Origin of the sequence: Herbaspirillum sp. (assembly GCF_017744395.1) — a bacterium.
Taxonomy (GTDB): domain Bacteria; phylum Pseudomonadota; class Gammaproteobacteria; order Burkholderiales; family Burkholderiaceae_D; genus Herbaspirillum.
In genome coordinates, this window is record NZ_JAGIBI010000004.1 from 81,027 (window position 1) to 100,905 (window position 19,879).

The 19,879-nt window shown below is 65.4% G+C and carries 16 protein-coding genes; 4 read left to right on the forward strand and 12 right to left on the reverse strand.

The window, feature by feature from the left end; genetic code table 11:
• Position 1: 1 nt before the first annotated feature.
• The 3 genes from J7548_RS12890 to J7548_RS12900 all read right to left on the reverse strand — a co-directional run bounded on the left by J7548_RS12890 (position 2) and on the right by J7548_RS12900 (position 5,478).
• Entirely contained in the window at positions 2-2,095 is a 2,094-nt protein-coding gene (locus J7548_RS12890) for an EAL domain-containing protein (protein ID WP_290975011.1), read from the reverse strand.
• A 292-nt stretch (positions 2,096-2,387) separates the two neighbouring features.
• The gene (gorA, locus tag J7548_RS12895) at positions 2,388-3,755 is read right to left on the reverse strand and encodes a glutathione-disulfide reductase (protein WP_290975012.1); all 1,368 of its coding nucleotides are present in this window, start codon (positions 3,753-3,755) and stop codon (positions 2,388-2,390) included.
• Positions 3,756-3,834: 79 nt separating this feature from the next.
• Positions 3,835-5,478 carry an iron ABC transporter permease gene (locus tag J7548_RS12900; protein ID WP_290975013.1) on the reverse strand — a complete coding sequence of 548 codons (1,644 nt, stop codon included), beginning with the start codon at positions 5,476-5,478 and terminating at the stop codon, positions 3,835-3,837.
• Positions 5,479-5,622: 144 nt separating this feature from the next.
• Between J7548_RS12900 and J7548_RS12905 the strand changes: the two genes are divergently transcribed.
• A complete protein-coding gene (locus J7548_RS12905; RefSeq protein WP_290975014.1) occupies positions 5,623-6,732 on the forward strand; it encodes an ABC transporter ATP-binding protein in 1,110 nt (369 codons plus the stop codon).
• A 101-nt stretch (positions 6,733-6,833) separates the two neighbouring features.
• Here the strand turns inward: J7548_RS12905 and J7548_RS12910 are convergent, their stop codons facing one another.
• The 9 genes from J7548_RS12910 to J7548_RS12950 form a co-directional block, all read right to left on the reverse strand.
• Positions 6,834-7,064, reverse strand: coding sequence for a hypothetical protein (locus J7548_RS12910; RefSeq protein ID WP_290975015.1), 231 nt, complete (start codon positions 7,062-7,064; stop codon positions 6,834-6,836).
• 152 nt (positions 7,065-7,216) lie between these two features.
• On the reverse strand, positions 7,217-8,608 hold the full coding sequence (locus J7548_RS12915; RefSeq protein ID WP_290975016.1) for a TAXI family TRAP transporter solute-binding subunit: 1,392 nt from the start codon (positions 8,606-8,608) through the stop codon (positions 7,217-7,219).
• Between the two features lie 72 nt (positions 8,609-8,680).
• Positions 8,681-9,124 (reverse strand): cyanase, encoded by a 444-nt coding sequence (cynS, locus tag J7548_RS12920; RefSeq protein ID WP_290975017.1) that lies wholly within the window; start codon positions 9,122-9,124, stop codon positions 8,681-8,683.
• A 144-nt stretch (positions 9,125-9,268) separates the two neighbouring features.
• Positions 9,269-10,030: a glucose 1-dehydrogenase gene (locus J7548_RS12925; protein ID WP_290975018.1), complete on the reverse strand. Its 762-nt coding sequence runs from the start codon at positions 10,028-10,030 to the stop codon at positions 9,269-9,271.
• Positions 10,031-10,222: 192 nt separating this feature from the next.
• A complete protein-coding gene (locus J7548_RS12930; RefSeq protein WP_290975019.1) occupies positions 10,223-10,942 on the reverse strand; it encodes a FadR/GntR family transcriptional regulator in 720 nt (239 codons plus the stop codon).
• Between the two features lie 188 nt (positions 10,943-11,130).
• Positions 11,131-12,450, reverse strand: a complete 1,320-nt coding sequence (locus tag J7548_RS12935; RefSeq protein ID WP_290975020.1) for an MFS transporter — start codon at positions 12,448-12,450, stop codon at positions 11,131-11,133.
• 119 nt (positions 12,451-12,569) lie between these two features.
• Positions 12,570-13,988 carry a pyruvate kinase gene (gene pyk, locus J7548_RS12940; protein ID WP_290975021.1) on the reverse strand — a complete coding sequence of 473 codons (1,419 nt, stop codon included), beginning with the start codon at positions 13,986-13,988 and terminating at the stop codon, positions 12,570-12,572.
• On the reverse strand, positions 13,972-15,321 hold the full coding sequence (locus tag J7548_RS12945) for a glycerate kinase (RefSeq protein ID WP_290975022.1): 1,350 nt from the start codon (positions 15,319-15,321) through the stop codon (positions 13,972-13,974). The genes pyk and J7548_RS12945 overlap by 17 nt, the downstream gene beginning before the upstream one ends.
• 159 nt (positions 15,322-15,480) lie before the next feature.
• A complete protein-coding gene (locus J7548_RS12950; protein WP_290975023.1) occupies positions 15,481-16,572 on the reverse strand; it encodes a tartrate dehydrogenase in 1,092 nt (363 codons plus the stop codon).
• A gap of 112 nt (positions 16,573-16,684) precedes the next feature.
• Here J7548_RS12950 and J7548_RS12955 point away from each other — a divergent pair, with 112 nt between their 5' ends.
• The 3 genes from J7548_RS12955 (at position 16,685) to J7548_RS12965 (ending at position 19,862) form a co-directional block, all read left to right on the forward strand.
• Positions 16,685-17,605: a LysR family transcriptional regulator gene (locus J7548_RS12955; protein WP_290975024.1), complete on the forward strand. Its 921-nt coding sequence runs from the start codon at positions 16,685-16,687 to the stop codon at positions 17,603-17,605.
• Positions 17,606-17,659: 54 nt separating this feature from the next.
• Positions 17,660-17,851: a type II toxin-antitoxin system VapB family antitoxin gene (locus J7548_RS12960; RefSeq protein WP_290975025.1), complete on the forward strand. Its 192-nt coding sequence runs from the start codon at positions 17,660-17,662 to the stop codon at positions 17,849-17,851.
• Positions 17,852-18,188: 337 nt separating this feature from the next.
• Positions 18,189-19,862, forward strand: a complete 1,674-nt coding sequence (locus J7548_RS12965; RefSeq protein WP_290975026.1) for a Na+/H+ antiporter — start codon at positions 18,189-18,191, stop codon at positions 19,860-19,862.
• The last annotated feature ends 17 nt before the right edge of the window (positions 19,863-19,879 follow it).

Consider the following 19,879-nt stretch of genomic DNA (forward strand, 5'->3'; position numbering starts at 1 on the left):
CTCAGGCCTGGCGCGCGGCAGGCGGCTCCGGCCGGATTGCCTGCAGGAATTGTTCGGGCGGCACCGGGCGCCCCATGAGGTAGCCCTGCAGCGCATCGCACCCGACCGAGGTGAGGAATTCCTGCTGCAGCTCGGTTTCCACCCCTTCGGCCACAATGCGCAAATTCAGCGTGCGGCCCAGCGCCACGATGGCCGAGACGATCGCGGCATCCTCGGTGCCTGCCGACAGGTCGCGTACGAAGCCGCGGTCGATCTTGAGCTCGTTGGCCGGCAGGCGCTTGAGGTACAGCAGGCTGGAATAACCGGTGCCGAAATCGTCGATCGAGATATCCACGCCCAGGTCGGCGATCTTCTGCAGCGTCAGCATGCTCGACGCCGTGTCGTACATGGCGGTCGATTCGGTCACTTCCAGCGTGAGGCAATGCGGCGGCAACTGGTGCTTCTCCAGCACCGAGCGCACCATGTCGACCAGGTGCGGATCGTTGAACTGCAACGATGACAGGTTCACCGACATCTTCCAGTCCAGGTAGCCGAGCGCGCGCCACTCGCTCATCTGGCGGCAGGCTTCGTCGAGCACCCAGGCGCCGATCGGGATGATCAGGCCCGAACGCTCGGCCAGCGCGATGAACTCATCCGGGCTGACCATGCCATGCACCGGATGCTGCCAGCGCAGCAGCGCTTCGGCGCCGATCACGGGGCCATGCGGCGACATGAACTTGGGCTGGTACACCAGGCGGAACTGCTGGCGTTCCAGCGCCACGCGCAAGTCCTGCAGCCATTGCAACTGGTTGTGCGCGTTGGCGTTCATCGACGGTTCGAAGAAGTTGTAGCCGTTACGGCCGCTGCGCTTGGTGTGGTACATCGCGGCATCGGCGTTGATCACCAGGTCATGGCGCGTGTTGCCGTCGTCCGGGTAGATGGCGATGCCGATGCTGGCCGAGACACGCAGCTCGTGCTTTTCCACCATAAAGGGCAGGTTCACCGCCTCGACCAGCTTTTCCGCGACCGGCATGGCGTCGTCCGGCTTGTTCAGCTCCGCCAGGATCACGAATTCGTCGCCGCCCAGGCGCGCCACCGTGTCCTGCGCGCGCACGACGCCGCTCAGGCGTTGCGCCACCTCGACCAGCAGGCGGTCGCCGATATGGTGGCCGAGCGAATCGTTGATGGACTTGAAGCCGTCCAGGTCCATGAACATCAGCGCAAAGCGTCCCTTGTTGCGCGAGGCCTTGTGGATGGCCTGGGTCAGCCGGTCTTCCAGCAGCGTGCGGTTGGGCAGCTTGGTGAGGTGGTCGTGCAGCACCATCTGGGTCAGTTCCTCGTTGGCCTCGGCCAGCGAGCGCGCCAGCTTGGCGGTGCGCGATTCCAGGCGGGCATCCAGCACCGAGGTCAAGAGCGCGATGGTCAGGACCGCCAGCGTCACCACGATGATCAGGATCGCCAGCCAGCCCGGACTGACGCCTTCGCGCGCGGCCAGGCAGACCGAGCCGGCACGGAAGTTGGCGGCGGCCATGCCGGTGTAGTGCATGCCGACGATGGCGATCCCCATGACGACCGAGGCGGCGGCGCGCGCCGCCTTCACATGCGGCGTGTTGCGGCGCAGGCTGAAGGCGATCCACAATGCCGCCCCCGACGCCGCGATGGCGATGGCGAGGGAGGCGATGAACAGCAGCGGATCGTAGTCGATGCCGGGGTTCATGCGCATGGCCGCCATGCCGGTGTAATGCATGCTGGCGATGCCGGTTCCCATGAACAGCGCGCTGCGCAACAGCCGGCGCCACGGCAACTGTGGCCGTGTGGCGATCCACAGCGCGTAGCCGGACACGACGATGGCGATCGCCAGCGACAAGGCGGTAATCCACGGATCGTAGCCGAGCGCGATGGGCAAGCGGAACGCCAGCATGCCAATGAAGTGCATCGACCAGATGCCCAGGCCCATCGCCACGGCGCCGCCGGCCAGCCACAGACGCGCGGCCATGGACTGCAGGCTGTTGGTGGTGTTGATGCGTTCGGCCATATCCAGCGCCGTATATGAGGCGAGGATGGCGACGAACAGCGAAACGGCAACCAGAAGGCTGTCGTAGGATGCGCTTAACATGGCAGTAGGGCGATACGTATCGGAATGTCTGGTTTTCGGGATAACGGCGGCGCCGCCGGCGCCCGGTTTTTCCATCCCGCTGGGGAAGAACCTCCTGCATCACAACAAATCCGGACAAATGCGACGAAAAAGCCTGTACATCGCGTCATTCTGACAAACGCAGGCAATCCCTCCGGAAGATTGCCATTTTAGCAATTTATGGCAATCCGTATATCACCATCAAGCCATCACTGTTCTTTTAACGACAGATATCGCAAGAAACTTTATTCAGGACAACATGCGCTGCCGCCGCTTATGCCACCGGCGTGCGCATCGTCACGAACTCTTCGGCAGAGGTCGGATGGATGCCGATCGTCATGTCGAACTGGGCCTTGGTGGCGCCGCATTGCAAGGCCACGGCAAACCCCTGGATGATCTCGCCGGCTTCGTCGCCGACCATATGCACGCCCAGCACGCGGTCGCTCGCGGCGTCCACCACCAGTTTCATGAAGGTGCGTCCGGTATTGCGCGAGAGCGTGTTTTTCAGCGGCTTGAAGTCGGTCTTGAAGATCTTCACCGCGCCCGCCTGCTTGCGCGCCTGCTCCTCGCTCAGGCCGACGGTGCCGATATTGGGATGGCTGAACACCGCGGTCGGGATATTGCGGTACGACATCACCCGCTCCCCCTGGCCGAACAGGCGCGCTACCACCGCCATCGCCTCGGCCAGCGCCACCGGCGTCAATGCCACGCGGTCGATCACGTCGCCCACGGCGAGGATCGACGGCACGCTGCTCTCGAAATCGTCGTTGACCTTGATGGCGCCGTTCTTCTCCAGCGCCACGCCAACCTTCTCCAGGCCCAGTTTCGCGGTATTGGGCTTGCGCCCGGTGGCGAACAGCACGCATTCGGCCTCCAGCGACTCGCCGTTGGACAGGCGCACGGCCTTGACCGCATGCTCGCCGGCCTGCGCTGCCTGGATGGCGTCGATGTTGGCGTTGAACACCAGCTTGACGCCCTTCTTGGCCATCTCCTCGGCGAGGAAAGCGCCGAGGTCGGCATCCATCGTGCGCAGCAAGCGCTCGCCGCGGTAGACCAGCGTGACCTCGCTGCCCAGGCCATTGAGGATCGAAGCCAGTTCCACCGCGATATAGCCGCCGCCCAGCACCACCGCCCGCTTGGGCAAGGCTTGCAGATGGAAGAAATCATCGGAGGTGATGCCGAACTCCTTGCCCGGGATGTCCGGGCGTTCGGGGTGGCCGCCGGTGGCCACCAGGATATGTTTGGCGGTGAAGCGTCGGCCGTCGACATTGACCGTATGCGCATCCTCCACGGTGGCGAAGCCGCGGTGCAGCGTCACGTTGGCGCCGTCCAGCAGGCGCTTGTAGATATCGTTCAGGTGCGCGATCTCGCGGTCCTTGTTGGCGATCAGCGTGGCCCAGTCGAAGCCGAGCCGGCCATCCAGGCTCCAGCCGTAGCCGGCGGCGTCGGCGAAATCGCCGTGGTAATGCGCGCTGTAGGACATCAGCTTCTTGGGGATGCAGCCGACATTGACGCAGGTGCCGCCCAGGTCGCGGCTCTCGGCAAGGCCCACGCGGGCGCCCGCCTGCCCGGCGAAACGCGCGGCGCGCACGCCGCCGGAACCGCCGCCGATGGTGAACAGGTCGTAATCGTATTGGCTCATTGTTTCTCCATTCGCATGGTTTGCCGGTTGTATTGGCTGCCCCTGAGATGATGCGGGCGGCGCCCACGATTGCAAGGGATCAGTTCCTGCGCGCATCCAGCGCGCGCATCACCAGCAGCACCGGCGCCAGTCCCACGGCCACGATGGACAATGCCGGCAGCGCCGCCTCGCCCAGCCGCTCGTCGCGCGCCAGGTTGTGGGCGATGACGGCCAGCGTATCGGTATCGAAAGGCCGCAGCAACAAGGTCGCCGGCAATTCCTTGACCACATCGACAAACACCATCAGCGCCGCCGTCGCCAGCGAACGCCACAGCAGCGGCACGTGCAGGCGCCAGGCGATAGCGCCGCGGCCGCTGCCCAGGGTGCGCGCCGCCTCGTCCACGCTGGCCGGAATGCGCGTATAGCCGGCTTCCACCGACTGCACCGCGACCGCCGTGAAGCGTACCAGATACGCGTAGACCACGCCCAGCGAAGTGGCGGTCAGCAGCACGCCCATGCCGGACGCCGGCCACAGCGCCTGCAGCCAGGCCACCGGCAGCAGGATGCCGACCGCGATCACCGAACCGGGAATGGCGTAACCCATAGCCGCCAGCCGCGCCACGCCGCGCAGCAGCCATCCCGTGACGCGGGACAAGCCGCCGGCGCGCTGCGCGAAGCCAAGCGACAGCGCCAGTGCGACGGCCGCCAGCGCCGCCACGCCGCCGAAGCGGAAACTGTTCCACACCCAGCCGGCATAACGGGAAAAACTGAACAGCGATGCCGCGCCATCCTCAAAGCCTGTCGCCGCCGTGCGCCCCAGTTCGCCCCACCACAATTGCAGCAGGATCAGCACCGGCAGCACGAAACCGAGCAGCACCGGCAAACCACACACCAGCCAGGCCGCCACCGCCCTGGCGCCATGCAGCTTCGGCAAACGCGCTTCGGCGCCGTCATCGCCGCGCTGCCCGCGGGTACTGGCAAAGCGCATGCGCCGCTGCTCGCGCCGCTCCAGCCACAACAGCACCGCCACGAACAACAGCAGCATCGAGGCGTACTGGGCGGCGGCGATGCGGTCGTCCAGCACCATCCAGGCCTTGTAGATGCCGGTGGTGAACGTGGTCAGGCCGAAGTAGGCGGAAACGCCGTAATCGGCCAGCGTCTCCATCAGCGCCAGCGCGGCGCCGGCCATCAGCGCCGGGCGCGCCAGCGGCAGCGCCACCCGCACGATGCGCTCGCGCAGCGGCGTGCCCAGCATGCGCGCCGCTTCCATCAGGTGCGTGCCGCGCTCGGACAAGGCATTGCGGGCCAGCAGGTAGGCATAGGGATAGAGCGTGAAGACGAACAGGAAGACGGCGCCGGGCAAGCCGCGCACATCGAAGCGCAATCCCGGGAACCAGCCCCGCAGCGTGGTCTGCACCAGGCCGGCGTACTGCAGGAAATCGGTATAGGCATACGCGCAGACATAGGCCGGCATGGCCATCGGCAGCAGCAGCGCCCATGAGAAGAAACGCTTGCCGCGGAACTCGAACAGGCCGACCGCCACCGCCGCCGCCCCGCCCACCAGCACCACGCCCAGCGTCACCATCAGCGCCAGCCAGCCCGAGGTAATGAGATAGCCCGGCAACACGGTCTGCATCTGCTGGCGCAGGCTGTCGATTCCGGCCGCATCCAGGCCGAACCAGGCGCCGAGGATACCGAGGATGGGCAAAGCGATCAGGACTGCTAGCAAACCGATGATGTGCATGGGCCAAGAGGATCAGAAAAGAACTAAAGACAACCGGGAAATACGGCAAAGGATGCATGCCGGCATGCTTCGGCGGAAATTTTTCCGGCCCATGCGCTACACTGCAAGCAAATGCGAATTGTAACCATTTAAGCGAACAAGCCCATGTTTCTGGAAGTCGATCAGGTCTGCATCCGTTATCCGCGCACCCCGGCGCCGGCGGTCGATGCCGTTTCGCTGCAACTGCAGCCGGGCCAACTGGGCGTGTTGCTCGGCCCTTCCGGTAGCGGCAAGACCAGCCTGCTGCGCGCCATCGCCGGTCTGGAGCAGCCGCAATCCGGCAGCATCCGCCTGGACGGCCGCCTGCTGGACGGCCCCGGCCTGCGCATCCCGGCCGAGGAGCGCCGCATCGGCATGGTGTTCCAGGATTTCGCCCTGTTCCCGCACCTGGACATCGCCACCAACGTCGGCTTCGGCCTGCGCGGCATGGCGCGCGCGCAGCGCACGGCGGTAGTCGGCGACATGCTGGCGCTGGTCGGCCTGCCGGATGCGCATAAAAAATTTCCGCACCAGCTCTCCGGCGGCCAGCAGCAGCGCATCGCCCTGGCGCGCGCGCTGGCGCCGCAGCCGCGCTTGCTGCTGCTGGACGAGCCGTTTTCAAGCCTGGATGTGGAATTGCGGGAAAGGCTGGCGCATGATGTGCGCGACATCCTCAAACGTACGCACACTACCGCCCTGATGGTCACGCACGACCAGATGGAAGCTTTCGCCGTGGGCGACGTGGTCGGCGTCATGCAGCACGGCCGCCTTGAGCAATGGGACACGCCCTACTCGCTCTACCACCGTCCCGCCACGCGCTTCGTGGCCGACTTCATCGGCCACGGCGTGCTGATGCAGGGCCGCCTGCGCCGATCCGGGACGGACGGCGGCGTTGAAGTGGAAACCGCAGCCGGATTGCTGCGTTACCAGGATGATCCGTCGGCCAACCCGCCCGGCTCAACCGGCATGGAAACCGCGAACGCCATCGCCCCCGGGCCGGCGGCCATCGATGTATTGCTGCGCGCCGACGATGTGATGCATGACGATGCATCGCCCTTCAAGGCGCAGGTATTGCGCAAATCATTTCGCGGCGCGGAATTCCTCTACACGCTGCAACTGGAGAACGGCCAGCAATTACTGTCGCTGGTGCCCTCGCACCATGACCACGGCATCGGCGAGTGGATCGGCATCCGCCTCGATGTCAGGCACCTGGTCGCCTTCCCGGCCGGCGCCTGATCCAGCGCCAGGGTGACGGCTGGCCGCCAAACCGGTCATGGCGGCAACGACGACGGCGCGGCCGCCATCGTCCATCACCAGCCAGTCGAGCGCGCGGCGCATCAGCCGCGTGCCTTGGACAGCACCAGCAGCCAGCGGCGGAACAGCAGGATTTCAACATGGCCGGGCTCGATGCCGGCGCTGCATTCGATGACGGGATTGACGCGATAACGCCGCACATAGGTGTCGCGGCAGGCGAAGATTTCGCGGCGGCCGATGCGCAGGCTGAACGACGACGGTGTGGAGGAAGCGACGGCGAAGCGTGCGTCTGAAGCAAGATCGAAGTGTGTCATGGCAGTGAGTCCCCTTCTTGTCTGTAAGAGACTTCACTGTAGCACAATTACTGTATAAATACACAGTATTTTTCATACAGTGGTTTTGGCGCGACGGCCCACTATACAACAAAGCCGCCCGCAGGCGGCTTTGACCCGGAGGAACGTGGTTTTCAGGCCACGCCATGCTCCAGGCGCGAGCGCACGAAACCGATATGCTCGCGCAGCACATAGAACTGGTCGGCGAAGGCCAGCGGCATCTTCATGCGGTTGACCGCCGCCTCGATCTCGTCGAGGCGTTTGAGCATCTCGGCCTGCTGCTCCTGCGTCTCGCGTGAAATGCCGCGCTCCAGCGCGATCAGTTCGCCATACCAGTGGTAGATGCGCGAACGGATGCGCCAGCCGTACAGCATCGGCACCAGGCGGATGCCGGGAATCAGCAGCAGGATCACCGGCAGCAGGATCACCACCGCGCGGTCGACCAGGCTGGCCAGCCAGAACGGCAGCGTGCGGTAGAAGAAGGTCTTGCCCGACTTGTAGTAACGCGCGGCGTCGCTGCTGATCGCATATTCATGCTCCAGAGGCGCCGGGAACTCGCCCGCCTTCTGCATCACGTTGGCCTTGCCGTGCACCTCGTGCGCCGCCTCGATCAGCAGGTCGGACAAGGCCGGATGCAGGTCGTCGCGCGCCACCAGCTCGGCCGTCGGCGCCACCAGCTGGGTATCGCGCGCGGGCAGGTTGTGCGCCAGGTCGAACACGCCCATCGGCATCTTCAGCAGATTGAGGTAACGGAAGCGCCGCACATAGGCCTCGGCCTGCGAGAAATCCATCAGCCGGATGCCGGGCGCGCGCAGCAGCTTGCCCAGGGTTCCCACCGACACCGAATCCCCCATCAGGAAAGCCGCGTCGATCTTGCCGGAAGTCAGCGCCTGGGCCGCTTCGTCGCCGCCGATGTACAGCAGCTCGGTACTGCCGCCCGGCTCCACGCCGTTGGCCTTGAGCAGCGTCGTGGCCAGCACGCTGGAACCGCTGCCCTGGCCGCCGATGGCGATGCGCTTGCCGGCCAGTTCCGACAGCTGGCGCAACGGCGGCGCCGGCCTACCGTCCTCGCGCGGCGGCGGGTTGCGGTAATAAATGGTGACCGGCACATAGGAAATGCTGCCCAGCGACACCAGCGACGCCAGCTCATCGGCGCTCACCGCGCTGGCCAGGCCGCCCTGGACGAATCCCACGTCCACATCCTGCGACGGATCGGCCAGCCGCTTGAGGTTGTCCATCGAACCGCCGGTCTCCACCAGCTTGAGCTTGATGCCGTCGCGCGCCAGGATGTCGCGGTAGCGTTCGGCCACGCGCCAGAAGTTGCTGTCCCTGGGTCCGGCCGCGATGCTGATGTCGGACGGCGGCGCCGGCCTGATCAGCCAGATCACCAGCCAGGCGCCGATCAGGATCAGCAGGAGGAAGGGACCGAAACTGACGGCCAGGTCGCGCCAGGAGATGGCGACGAAGCGCGCCCGGATGCGTGTGGCGGAGGGCTTGTAGGCGGAGAGTTTTTTGTCTTTGAGCATGCGCCCTATTTTAGGGCCTCTTTGGTGGGAATTGCCACGTACAAGTGCGCATCCGCCCTGGCGCCATGCCGCTCAATACGTCTTGTACGGCAAAAACTTACCCGACAGCACCACATTGACACGGTCGCCGTTGGGGTCGGCCTGGCGCTGGATATCCATCTTGAAGTCGATCGCGCTCATGATGCCGTCGCCGAATTCCTCATGGATCAGCTCCTTGATGGTGCTGCCGTAGACGCTGACGATCTCGTACCAGCGGTAGATCAGCGGATCGGTCGGCACCGGCGTGGGCAGCGAGCCCTTGTACGGCACCACCTGCAGCCACAGGGTTTCCTCGTCGGTCAGCGCGAACAGTTCCTGCGCGACGGCCGCCTGCCTGGCCGTCAACGTCATCTGGCCGAGCATGGCGGCGGTCGTCCATTCCTTGCTCTGGCCGATGCTCTCGGCGATCTGGGCCCAGCTCATCTTGTTGTTGACCTTGGCGGCGATGATCTTCTGGGTGACTTGGTGGCGGTCCATACTCTCTCTCCTCAAGTTGGATGACGAAAAATAACGGGCAACGACACAGGCGCCCCGGTTCGTCATTGAGCAAGGGATATGCCAAGCCGGATGCAAAAAGGGCTGCCCGCAGGCAGCCCCTTCCTTACCGGGTGCAAGCCATCATCACGGCATGTACTGCCCGCCGTTGACCTCGATGATCTGCCCCGTCACATAGCCCGACATCTGCTCCGAAGCCAGGTACAGGAAAGCCCCGCTGCATTCGTCCGGATCGCCGATGCGGCCCATGGGAATGGTCTTGCGGAAGGCTTCCAGCTGTTCCGGCGTGGTGAAGCGCTCCTGGAACGGCGTCATGATCACGCCCGGCGCCACCGCGTTGACGCGGATCTTGTCGGCCAGCAGTTCCTTGGCCATGCCGCGCGTGATGGTGCTGACGAAGCCCTTGGAGGCCGCATAGATCAGCGCGCCCGGGCCGCCGCCGTGGCGCGCCGCGACCGAGGTGACGTTGATGATGTTGCCGCCGCCCTGGCGCCGCATGACCGGGATCACGGCGCGCGTGAAGGCCACCACCGAGCGGGCGTTAATGTTGACGATGTCGTCGAACAATTCGTCGGTCACCTTTTCCAGCGGCTCGCGCTTGACCAGGCTGCCGGCATTGTTGATCAGCACATCGATGCGGCCAAGCTGTTCGACCGCGCTGGCCACCGCCTTGTTGATGGCATTGCTGTCACGCACGTCGGCGCCAATGGTGATGGCTTTGCTGCCGGTTTCGCGCACGTCGGCGGCGACCAGTTCGGCCTCCTGGGCCGAGCTGTTGTAATGGACCACGACGTGGGCGCCGCGGGCGCCGAAGGCGCGGGCTGCGGCAGCGCCGATACCGGTGCTTGCGCCGCTGATGAAAACGACTTTTCCTGCCAGATCCAGCATGATGTTCTCCTGTATGTATGAAACGCTATCGGTCGTTCATGCTCCGGCTCGATAGTGGGCGGCCCTGCGCCCTGCCGGTATCGCTTGTTCTGTGGTCTTGCGGGCATGCGGCAAGCCTGCCGCCATGGCACTGCCGCGCCGCCATTGTGGAGTGCCGCCCGAAGGCGGCAATGGCGGCGCTTCAAGCATCGGTCAGTCGTGCACCGATTCGTCCTTCTTCAACGCGGCGCCGCGATAGGCATCGCGCACACGCAGCAGGTGGTTGCGCATGGCATCGGCCGCCTTTTGCGGGTCGCGCGCCTTGAGCGCATCGAGGATCGCGCGATGGTCCTGCAGGCTGCGCTCCAGCGTGGCCGGAATGCGCGAGGTGATGGTGCGGCTTTTCTTGCCCAGCATGTAGAGGCTGCCGGCGATGCTTTGCAGGAAAGGGTTGTCGCAGGCTTCGATGATGGCTTCGTGGAACTCCACATCGGCGGCGGCGAAGGCGGCCGGGTCGGACAACAGGCGCGCCTCATCCTCGACGTTGCCCACCAGGCGCGCCAGCTCTGCCTCGCCGATATGGGTGGCGGCCAGTGCGGCCACGCCGGTTTCAATGATCAGACGCGCGTCGAACAGCGCTTCCAGCGTGCCGGGGTTGAGGTCGATGATCATTTCCAGCGGTTCCAGCAGCTCGCGCGTTTCCAGCGAACTGACGAAGGTGCCCTCGCCCTGGCGGATGCGCAGCAGGCCCAGCAGCGCCAGGCCGCGGATCGCCTCGCGCACGGCCGGCCGGCCCACGCCCAGCATGGCTGCCAGCTCGCGCTCGGGCGGCAGTTGCTGGTCGGGTTTCAGCAGGCCGCTGCGGATCATGGTCAGCAAGCGCTGCGCGACTTGCTCGGAAATCGATTTCTGGACGATGGGATCGAATGACATGCTGTCGGAATAAAGGTAAGACCAATGGCTGTGGAGGATAGGTACCCGGCGATGAAGTGTCAAGCGATGGGAATGGCTGCTGCGATGCGGGAAGCCGGCGAGATCGGGCACAGGCTCTTAAAAAACGAAACGGGCCCTCCGGCCCGTTTCTTCAAAAGCGCTGCAAAAGCCTATCCGTATGCGCCCCTTCAGCCGCCATGGCTGGCCTTGGCCATACCGGCATGCTGGCGCGTCTGGCGGCTCAGCATCAGCGTCACCACCGCCGAGACCGCCAGCGTGGCCGCCACTACATACAGGCCGGCGGTGTAGCCGCCGGTCGCGTTCTTGAGCCAGCCGATGGCGAACGGCCCGACGAAACCGCCCAGGTTGCCCAGCGAATTGATCATCGCGATCCCCGCCGCCGCGCCGGCGCCGGAGAGGAAGGTGCTCGGCATCGCCCACAGCGGCGCCTTGGCCGAGCTGATGCCGATGTTGACCACCACCAGCGATAGCACCACGAACAGCGCACTGGTCGCATTGCCGGCCAGCAGGAAGCCGACGCAAGCCAGCGCGCACGGAATCACCACGTGCCAGGTGCGTTCGCCGCTGCGGTCGGAATGGCGCGCCCACAGCACCATGGCGACCACCGCCACCACGCTGGGCACGCCCGCCAGCAAACCGGTTTGGAACGGCGTGAAACCAAATTCGCGGATCATCAGCGGCGCCCACAAACCCAGTGTATACAGACCTGCCGAGGTGCCGAAGTAGATCAATGCCAGCGCCAGCACGCGCATATCCTTCAGCGCGCTCAAGGCGCTGGCGGTATGGCCGTGGCCGCCCTTCTTCGCATCTGCTTCGGCCTTCAGCCGCGCCACCAGCCAAGCGCGCTCATCGTCGGCCAACCATTGGGCCTGCTCTGGTTTGTCGGTCAGGAATTTCAGCACCACGAAGCCCAGTACCACAGCCGGCGCGGCTTCGATGATGTAGAGCATCTGCCAGTCGGCCAGTCCGAACACAGACGGCAACTGCATGATCGCGCCCGACAGCGGCGAACCCAGCGCCACCGAGATCGGCGCCGCGGCCATGAACCAGGCGGCCGCTACCGCGCGCTGCTTGGTCGGGAACCACAGCGAGAGATACAGGATGATGCCGGGGAAGAAACCGGCCTCGGCCACGCCCAGCAAAAAGCGCAGCACATAGAAGCTGGTGGGGCCGACGGCGAACGCGGAGACTGCCGAGATGATGCCCCAGGTGACCATCACGCGGGCGATCCAGATGCGCACGCCGACCTTGTGCAAGATCAGGTTGGACGGCACTTCGAACAGGAAGTAGCCGATGAAGAACAGCCCGCCGCCCAGGCCGAAGGCGGTCGGCGACAGGCCCAACGCCTTGTTCATGGTGATCGCCGCGAAGCCGACATTGACGCGGTCGAGGAAGCTGATGAAGTACAGCAGCATCACGAACGGGATGATGCGCCACATGAGTTTGCGGGATACGCGTGTTTCGATATCGATGTGATCGGTGTTCATTGTCTCCTCCTTGGAGAGGTTGGGTCCGGGTTGTAAAACAGGTGTCTTATGGCTGGCCGCGTCGGTCGCTGCCAATTTTTCTTTTCCGGTACTGCGGAATATCGTTCGCGGCATTCCCCTCAGGCGATCTGCGCCAGTTGCAGCAGGTTGGTGGTGCCGGGCGTGCCGAAGGGCATGCCGGCCGAGATCACCACGGTCTGGCCGCTCTTGCCGAAGCCTTCCGCACTGACCGTGCGGCAAGCCAGCCCGCCGATTTCGGCGGCGTCCACCACTTCATGGCACAGCACCGGATGCACGCCCCAGGCCAGCGCCAGGCGACGCGCGATGGCGCGGCTGGGCGTCATGCCGAGAATGGGCAGGCCGGGCCGCTCGCGCGCCATGCGCAGCGCCGAATAGCCGGAGGTGGTGTAGGCCACGGTGGCGGCCGCGTCCAGCAAACCGGCGACATGGCGCATGGCGTAGCCGATGGCGTCGGAAAATTCCGCGCGCGGGGCCGAGTGCGAAGCGGCGATGGTTTCGCGGTAATACGGATCGCTTTCGGTACGGCCGATGATCAGGTCCATGGTGCGTACCGCCTCCACCGGCCAGGCGCCGCTGGCCGACTCGGCCGACAGCATCACGGCATCGGCGCCGTCGTAGACGGCAGTGGCGACGTCCGACGCTTCGGCCCGAGTGGGCACTGGCGCCGTGACCATCGATTCCAGCATCTGCGTGGCCACGATCACCGGCTTGCCGGCGCGGCGACAGGCGCGCACGATGCGCTTTTGCAGCGCCGGCACCTGCTCGGCCGGCAGCTCCACGCCAAGGTCGCCGCGCGCCACCATGACGGCGTCGGATTCGGCCACGATCTCATCGAGCAGGCCGATCGCGGCCGGCTTCTCCAGCTTGGCCACGATGGCCGCGCGCGGGCCGGCGATGGCGCGCACTTCGCGGATATCTTCCGGGCGCTGCACGAAGGACAGCGCCACCCAGTCCACGCCCAGTTCCAGCCCGAACTCCAGGTCGCGCCTGTCCTTGTCGGTCATGGCCGACACCGGCAGCACCACGTCGGGCACGTTCACGCCCTTGCGTTCGGACAGCAGGCCGCCGATCTCCACCATGGTCTCGGCGAAATCGGGGCCGCAGCGTTGCACCTTCAGGCGGATGCGGCCGTCGTCCAGCAGCAGGCAGGTATCGGGCTTGAGCGCCGCGAAGATTTCCGGATGCGGCAGCGCCACGCGCCGGACATCGCCCGGCGTGGCGCTATCGAGGTCGAGGCGGAAGGCGGCGCCTTCCTCCAGCCGCACCGGCCCGGCGGCGAAGGTGGCGATGCGCAGCTTGGGGCCTTGCAGGTCGAGCAGCACGCCGATCGGGCGCTGCGCCTGTTCTTCGATGTCGCGGATCAGTTGCAGGCGGCGGCGATGGTCTTCGTGGCTGCCGTGGCTGAAGTTCAGGCGAAACACATCCACTCCGGCCGCGAACAAGGCGGCGATGGTGGCGCGCTCGCTGCTGGCGGGGCCCAGCGTGGCGACTATCTTGGCGTTACGGTGTCGGCGCATGCGGCGCTCCTTGTTGTTGTGACGGAGGGAACGGCGCGCCGATGTAGACGGCGCGAAAATCGTTGACATTGGTCAGCGTGGGGCCGGTGACGACCGAGTCCCCCAACACCTGGAAAAAGCCGTGGGCGTCGTTGTTCTCCAGGCAGGTCTGCGGCGGCCGGCCGACGCCGCGGGCGCGCGCCAGCGTATCGGGATGCAGCAGCGCGCCGGCGATTTCCTCGCGGCCGTCGACGCCGTCGGTATCGCCCGCCAAGGCATGCACGCGCGCTTCGCCATTGAGGGCGATGCCCATGGACAGCAGGAATTCGACATTGCGCCCGCCGCGGCCGCTGCCGCGCACGGTCACCGTGGTCTCCCCGCCCGACAGCAGCACGCAGGGCGCGGTGAACGGCTGGCCGCCGCGCGCTACCTGGCGGGCGACGGCAGCCATCACCTTGCCGACCTCACGCGCCTCGCCTTCGATGGCGTCCGACAGGATGTGGGCCGCCACACCGTGCCGCGCGGCGAAAGCGGCGGCGGCTTCCAGCGCCATTTGCGGCGTAGCGATCAGGTGCGTCTCCACCCGCGCCAGGCGCGGATCGCCGGCCTTGGACGATTCGGCGCTGCCGTCGGCCAGCATGGCGCGCGCCTGCGGCGGCAAGGCGATACCGTAGCGCTCGACGATGGCCAGCGCGTCGGCGCAGGTCGTCGGGTCGGCCACGGTCGGGCCGGAAGCGATGTCGTGCAGGCCATCGGCCGGCACGTCGGAAATCAGCAGGTTCAGCACGCGCGCCGGATGGCAGGCCGCGGCCAGGCGGCCGCCCTTGATGGCCGACAGGTGGCGGCGCACGCAATTCATTTCGGAGATGGAGGCGCCACTGTCGAGCAGCGCCTGGTTGATGCCTTGCTTGTCGGCCAGCGTCAGGCCGGCGATCGGCAAGGGCAGCAAGGCCGAGCCGCCGCCCGAGACCAGGCACACCACCAGGTCGTCCGGCGTAAGGCCGCCGACCAATTGCAGCATGCGCCCGGCGGCGGCCAGGCCGTTCTGGTCGGGCACCGGATGCGCGGCTTCGATAATCTCGATGCGCTCGCATGGCACGGCATAACCATAGCGCGTCACCACCAGGCCCTCCAGCGGACCCGGCCAGTGCTGTTCAAACGCGCGCGCCATCGCGGCCGAAGCCTTGCCGGCGCCGATCACGACCAGGCGTCCGCGCGGCGGCGCGGGTAGGAATTGGGGAATGCGCACAGCCGGCTGGGCGATGGCGATGGCGGCGTCGAACATGCCTTTCAACAGGCGGTCGATGCCATCGCGACCGGACAGGTCGGCGCACTGTGCGGGGGCAGCAGGCATGGGGTCTCCGGCAGGTGGCGGGGTCATGGCCCCGTCTTGGATGTCTTGTCTTGAATACGGCAAAAAACCTCCCCCGCGGCGCCGTTCGTACCGGCGCCGGTGGTCTTCTGCCAGCGGGGAAAGATGACGGCCGGACAAGGCCCGGCCGCCAAGTCAGGCTCAGGCCGCCTTTTGCACTTGCGCAGCCTTGGCGACGAAGGCACACACGGCCTCGGTCACCTGCGCGGTAGTCGCACGGCCGCCCAGGTCGCCTGTATGCAGCGCCGGATCGGCGGTGACCGCCTCGACTGCGCGCATCACTTGCGCGGCGGCTTCATGCTCGCCCAGGTGTTCCAGCATCATCACCACCGACCAGAAGGTGCCGACCGGATTGGCCAGTCCCTTGCCCATGATGTCGAAGGCCGAACCGTGGATCGGCTCGAACATCGACGGATAGCGGCGCTCGGGATCGATGTTGCCGGTGGGCGCGATGCCCAGGCTGCCGGCCAGCGCCGCGGCCAGGTCGGACAGGATGTCGGCGTGCAGGTTGGTGGCGACGATGGTGTCCAGCGTGGCGGGACGGTTGACCATGCGCGCGGTGGCGGCGTCGACCAGCTCCTTGTCCCACTTCACGTCCGGGAACTCCTTGGAGATCTGCACGGCGATCTCGTCCCACATCACCATCGCGTGGCGCTGGGCGTTGCTCTTGGTGATCACGGTCAGCAGCTTGCGCGGACGCGACTGCGCCAGCCTGAAGGCGAAGCGCATGATGCGCTCGACGCCGGCGCGGGTCATCATCGAGACGTCGGTCGCGGCTTCGATCGGATGGCCCTGGTGCACGCGGCCGCCGACGCCGGCGTATTCGCCTTCGGAGTTCTCGCGCACGATGACCCAGTTCAGGTCTTCCAGCTGGCAGCGCTTCAGCGGCGCGTCGATGCCCGGCAGGATGCGCGTCGGGCGCACGTTGGCGTACTGGTCGAAGCCCTGGCAGATCTTCAGGCGCAGGCCCCACAGCGTGATGTGGTCGGGAATGTGCGGGTCGCCGGCCGAGCCGAACAGGATGGCATCCTTGTTGCGCAGCGCGTCCAGGCCGTCGGCCGGCATCATGGCGCCGGTCTTGCGGTAGTAGTCGCCGCCCCAGTCGAAGTCTTCGAACTCGAAGGCGAACTTGCTGGTGGTGGCGGCCAGCGCCTCCAGCAGCTTGCGGCCTGCGGGAACCACTTCCTTGCCGATGCCGTCGCCCGGGATGGTTGCGATGCGGTATGTCTTCATGTCGTCTCCAGCCTTTCGGTAAATGTGTTGGTGAGCGCACTCTACCGATGTTTTCCGACAAGAACCGGTGCTAAACTCAAAGCATCATTAACTTTAAATTAAAGATGACGCCATGCAGGACACCGTCCTCCCCGCCGACCTGCGCTTCTTCTCGGTGCTGGCAATGGCCGGCAGCCTGTCGGCCGCGGCGCGCGAACTGGGGCTGACCACGGCGGCCGTCAGCAAGCACCTGGCGCAGATGGAAAGCCGCGCCGGCGTGCCGCTGGTCAACCGCACCACGCGCCGCATGACCTTGACGCCCGAGGGCGAGCTTTACCTGGAGCATGCGCGCCGCATCCTCGACGAGATCGATGAATTGTCGGAATTGCTGGGCAGTTCCAAGCGCCGCCCGGAAGGCCTGCTGCGCGTCAACGCCACGCTCGGCTTCGGACGCAGCCATGTGGCGCCGGTGATCTCCAGATTCGTCAGCGAATACCCGCAGGTATCGGTGCAATTGCAGCTGTCGGTGATGCCGCCGCCGCTGACCGACGACAGCTTCGACGTCTGCATCCGCTTCGGCGAACCGCCCGACACGCGCGTGGTGGCCCGCCGGCTGGCGGCCAATGCGCGCCTGTTGTGTGCCGCGCCGGGCTACCTCATGAAACGCGGCACGCCGGTCACCCCGCACGATTTGGCCAAGCACAATTGCGTGGGCATCCGCCAGGGCGACGAAGCCTATGGCGTATGGCGGCTGTCGACCGGCACGGGAGCCGCGCACAAGACCGAGACGGTGAAGATCCGCGGCAACCTCACCACCAACGACGGCGAAATCGCCGTGAAATGGGCATTGGACGGCCACGGCATCCTGATGCGCGCCGAGTGGGACATCCGCCCCTATCTCGACGACGGGCGGCTGGTGCAGGTGCTGCCGGGATGGCAGACGCCCAATGCCGATATCTTCGCGGTGTATTCGCAGCGGCACCAGATGTCGAACCGGATTCGGAGTTTTGTTGATTTCATTGCGCGGGAGCTGGCTGGGATTTCACCGAAATGATGAAATAGTGCACATCCGACTTAATGGCTTTCAACTTCGATGTGGAAGGAGCCCATGCGTATAACAGTCACAATCGATGATGACCTCTACAAAGAGGCTCTTGAACTGGCAAATCCTTCGACCAGTAAAAGTGAACTCGTCCGCGAAGCTATCAAAACCTTCGTACGCATTCAAACCGAAAAACGTTTAATCGCCTTGGGCAAAACGATACCCGGCATGCAAGATATTCCGCGCCGTCGCGGATAATGCCATTCGGTTAAGCAGATATCTATCTCCGTCGCCCTGACGAAAGTCAGGGTCCAGTGTCGTTCAACGGACATTGAGACGCTGCGAAAGACACTGGTTTCCGGCTTTCGCCGGAACGACGATTTTCGGATTTATAGGTTGGCTGAACGACATTACACTGCAGCAGGTAGTCTCATTGATCGTTTTTTCTCCTCACCCCTCATTCTGCTTCATTCCCTAGGCGCAAAGAACCTGTGATTTTCCTGCTGCAATATCTGTTCAAGCCACACGTCTTTTATACTTGCACCCTGGCAGCGATGAATGCCGCAGCCCCTCACACAAACACCCTCCCGCACTAATGGAAATCGTCTTCACCGTTTTAATCCTACTGCTCGCCGTCGCCGTCTCCGGCGTGGCCGCGCGCCTGGTTCCATTCAAATTGCCGCTGCCGTTGTTCCAGATCGGGCTGGGCGCGGTGCTGGCCTTGCCGCTGTTCGGACTGAAAATCAGTTTCGATCCGGAACTGTTCCTGCTGCTGTTCATCCCGCCGCTGCTGTTTACCGACGGCTGGCGCATGCCCAAGCGCGAATTCTTCCGGCTGAGCCAACCGATCCTGGCGCTGGCGCTGGGACTGGTGCTGTTTACCGTGATCGGCGTGGGCTATTTCATCCACTGGATGATCCCGGTCATTTCCCTGCCCTCGGCCTTCGCGCTGGCGGCGGTGCTCTCGCCCACCGATGCGGTGGCGGTATCGTCGATCATTGGCAAGGGACGCCTGCCGGCTTCGATGCAGCACGTGCTGGAAGGCGAGGCGCTGATGAACGACGCGTCCGGCCTGGTGGCGTTCAAGTTCGCCGTCGCCGCGGTGATGACCGGCACCTTCTCGCTGCTGGACGCCAGCCTGAGTTTCGTCCTGATCTCGGTGGGCGGCATCGCCGTCGGCCTGATCGTCGCCTGGGGCTTCGGCCTGGTACGCCGCAAGATCATCGAATGGGCCGGCGACGAGCCCGGCATCCAGGTCGTGCTGCTGATGCTGATCCCGTTCACGTCCTACATCTTCGCCGAACACTTCGGCCTGTCCGGCATCCTCGGCGCGGTCGCGGCCGGCATGCTGATGCCCTATATCGAAACCGCCGGCGGCGAGTCGGCCGCGACCCGCATGCAGGGGCGCAGCATCATGACCATGCTGGAATTCGTCTTCAACGGCATGTCGTTCCTGCTGCTGGGACTGCAGTTGCCCGGCATCGTCAGCCTGGCCCATGCCGACGCCAAGACCGCCGGCAACGTGCCGGTGTGGTACCTGTTCGCCTACATCCTCGCCATCACCGTGGCGCTGATCGTGCTGCGCTTCCTCTGGGTGTGGATCAACCTGCGCATGCGCCGCTTCGCCGACGCGGTGCGCGGCCAGAGCGGGCGCAATCGCAAGTTCGACCTGCGCCTGATCGGCATCACCGCGCTGTCGGGCGTGCGCGGCGCGATCACGCTAGCCGGCGTGATGTCGCTCCCGCTGCTGCTCAAGGAACACACGCCCTTTCCGGCGCGCGACCTGCTGATCTTCCTGGCCACCGGCGTGATCGTCTGCTCGCTGCTGTTCGGCAGCTTCCTGCTGCCGTGGATGCTGAAGGACCTGCAGCTGGATGCCGAAGCCAAGCGCCGCCGCACGGAAGAAATGAACGCGCGCATGCGCCTGTCGGAAGCGGCGGTGCGCCGCATCGAAGAGGCCCAGGAACGCATCGGCCATGGCCTGGACGAGGCCGACCTGGCGCTGCTGACCGAAGTCAGCGGCAGCCTGCTGGCGACCTACCGCATGCGCATGAATGCCGAGAGCGATTCGGAAGAAACCCATCGCGCCGCCAACCGCTTCAAGCAGTTCGAACGCGAACTGCGGCTGGAAGCGATCCGCGCCGAACGCCTGGAAGTGCACTACCTGCGCGCCGAGCAGCGCATCAACGACGAAACCTTCCTGATGCTGATCAACCAGATCGACATGGCCGAGACCTGGCTGCTGGGTTCGCTCAACGCGTCGAACTGAGGCACTCGGCCGCCTCA

Bases quoted from the DNA above. Each gene is read 5' to 3' on its own strand.
- J7548_RS12955 (WP_290975024.1), top strand. From the start codon at position 16,685: ATGCAGGACACCGTCCTCCCCGCCGACCTGCGCTTCTTCTCGGTGCTG.
- gorA (WP_290975012.1), bottom strand. From the start codon at position 3,755: ATGAGCCAATACGATTACGACCTGTTCACCATCGGCGGCGGTTCCGGC.
- pyk (WP_290975021.1), bottom strand. From the start codon at position 13,988: ATGCGCCGACACCGTAACGCCAAGATAGTCGCCACGCTGGGCCCCGCC.
- J7548_RS12925 (WP_290975018.1), bottom strand. From the start codon at position 10,030: ATGCTGGATCTGGCAGGAAAAGTCGTTTTCATCAGCGGCGCAAGCACC.
- J7548_RS12890 (WP_290975011.1), bottom strand. From the start codon at position 2,095: ATGTTAAGCGCATCCTACGACAGCCTTCTGGTTGCCGTTTCGCTGTTC.
- J7548_RS12930 (WP_290975019.1), bottom strand. From the start codon at position 10,942: ATGTCATTCGATCCCATCGTCCAGAAATCGATTTCCGAGCAAGTCGCG.
- J7548_RS12910 (WP_290975015.1), bottom strand. From the start codon at position 7,064: ATGACACACTTCGATCTTGCTTCAGACGCACGCTTCGCCGTCGCTTCC.
- J7548_RS12905 (WP_290975014.1), top strand. From the start codon at position 5,623: ATGTTTCTGGAAGTCGATCAGGTCTGCATCCGTTATCCGCGCACCCCG.
- J7548_RS12900 (WP_290975013.1), bottom strand. From the start codon at position 5,478: ATGCACATCATCGGTTTGCTAGCAGTCCTGATCGCTTTGCCCATCCTC.
- J7548_RS12945 (WP_290975022.1), bottom strand. From the start codon at position 15,321: ATGCCTGCTGCCCCCGCACAGTGCGCCGACCTGTCCGGTCGCGATGGC.
- cynS (WP_290975017.1), bottom strand. From the start codon at position 9,124: ATGGACCGCCACCAAGTCACCCAGAAGATCATCGCCGCCAAGGTCAAC.
- J7548_RS12960 (WP_290975025.1), top strand. From the start codon at position 17,660: ATGCGTATAACAGTCACAATCGATGATGACCTCTACAAAGAGGCTCTT.
- J7548_RS12915 (WP_290975016.1), bottom strand. From the start codon at position 8,608: ATGCTCAAAGACAAAAAACTCTCCGCCTACAAGCCCTCCGCCACACGC.
- J7548_RS12935 (WP_290975020.1), bottom strand. From the start codon at position 12,450: ATGAACACCGATCACATCGATATCGAAACACGCGTATCCCGCAAACTC.
- J7548_RS12950 (WP_290975023.1), bottom strand. From the start codon at position 16,572: ATGAAGACATACCGCATCGCAACCATCCCGGGCGACGGCATCGGCAAG.
- J7548_RS12965 (WP_290975026.1), top strand. From the start codon at position 18,189: ATGGAAATCGTCTTCACCGTTTTAATCCTACTGCTCGCCGTCGCCGTC.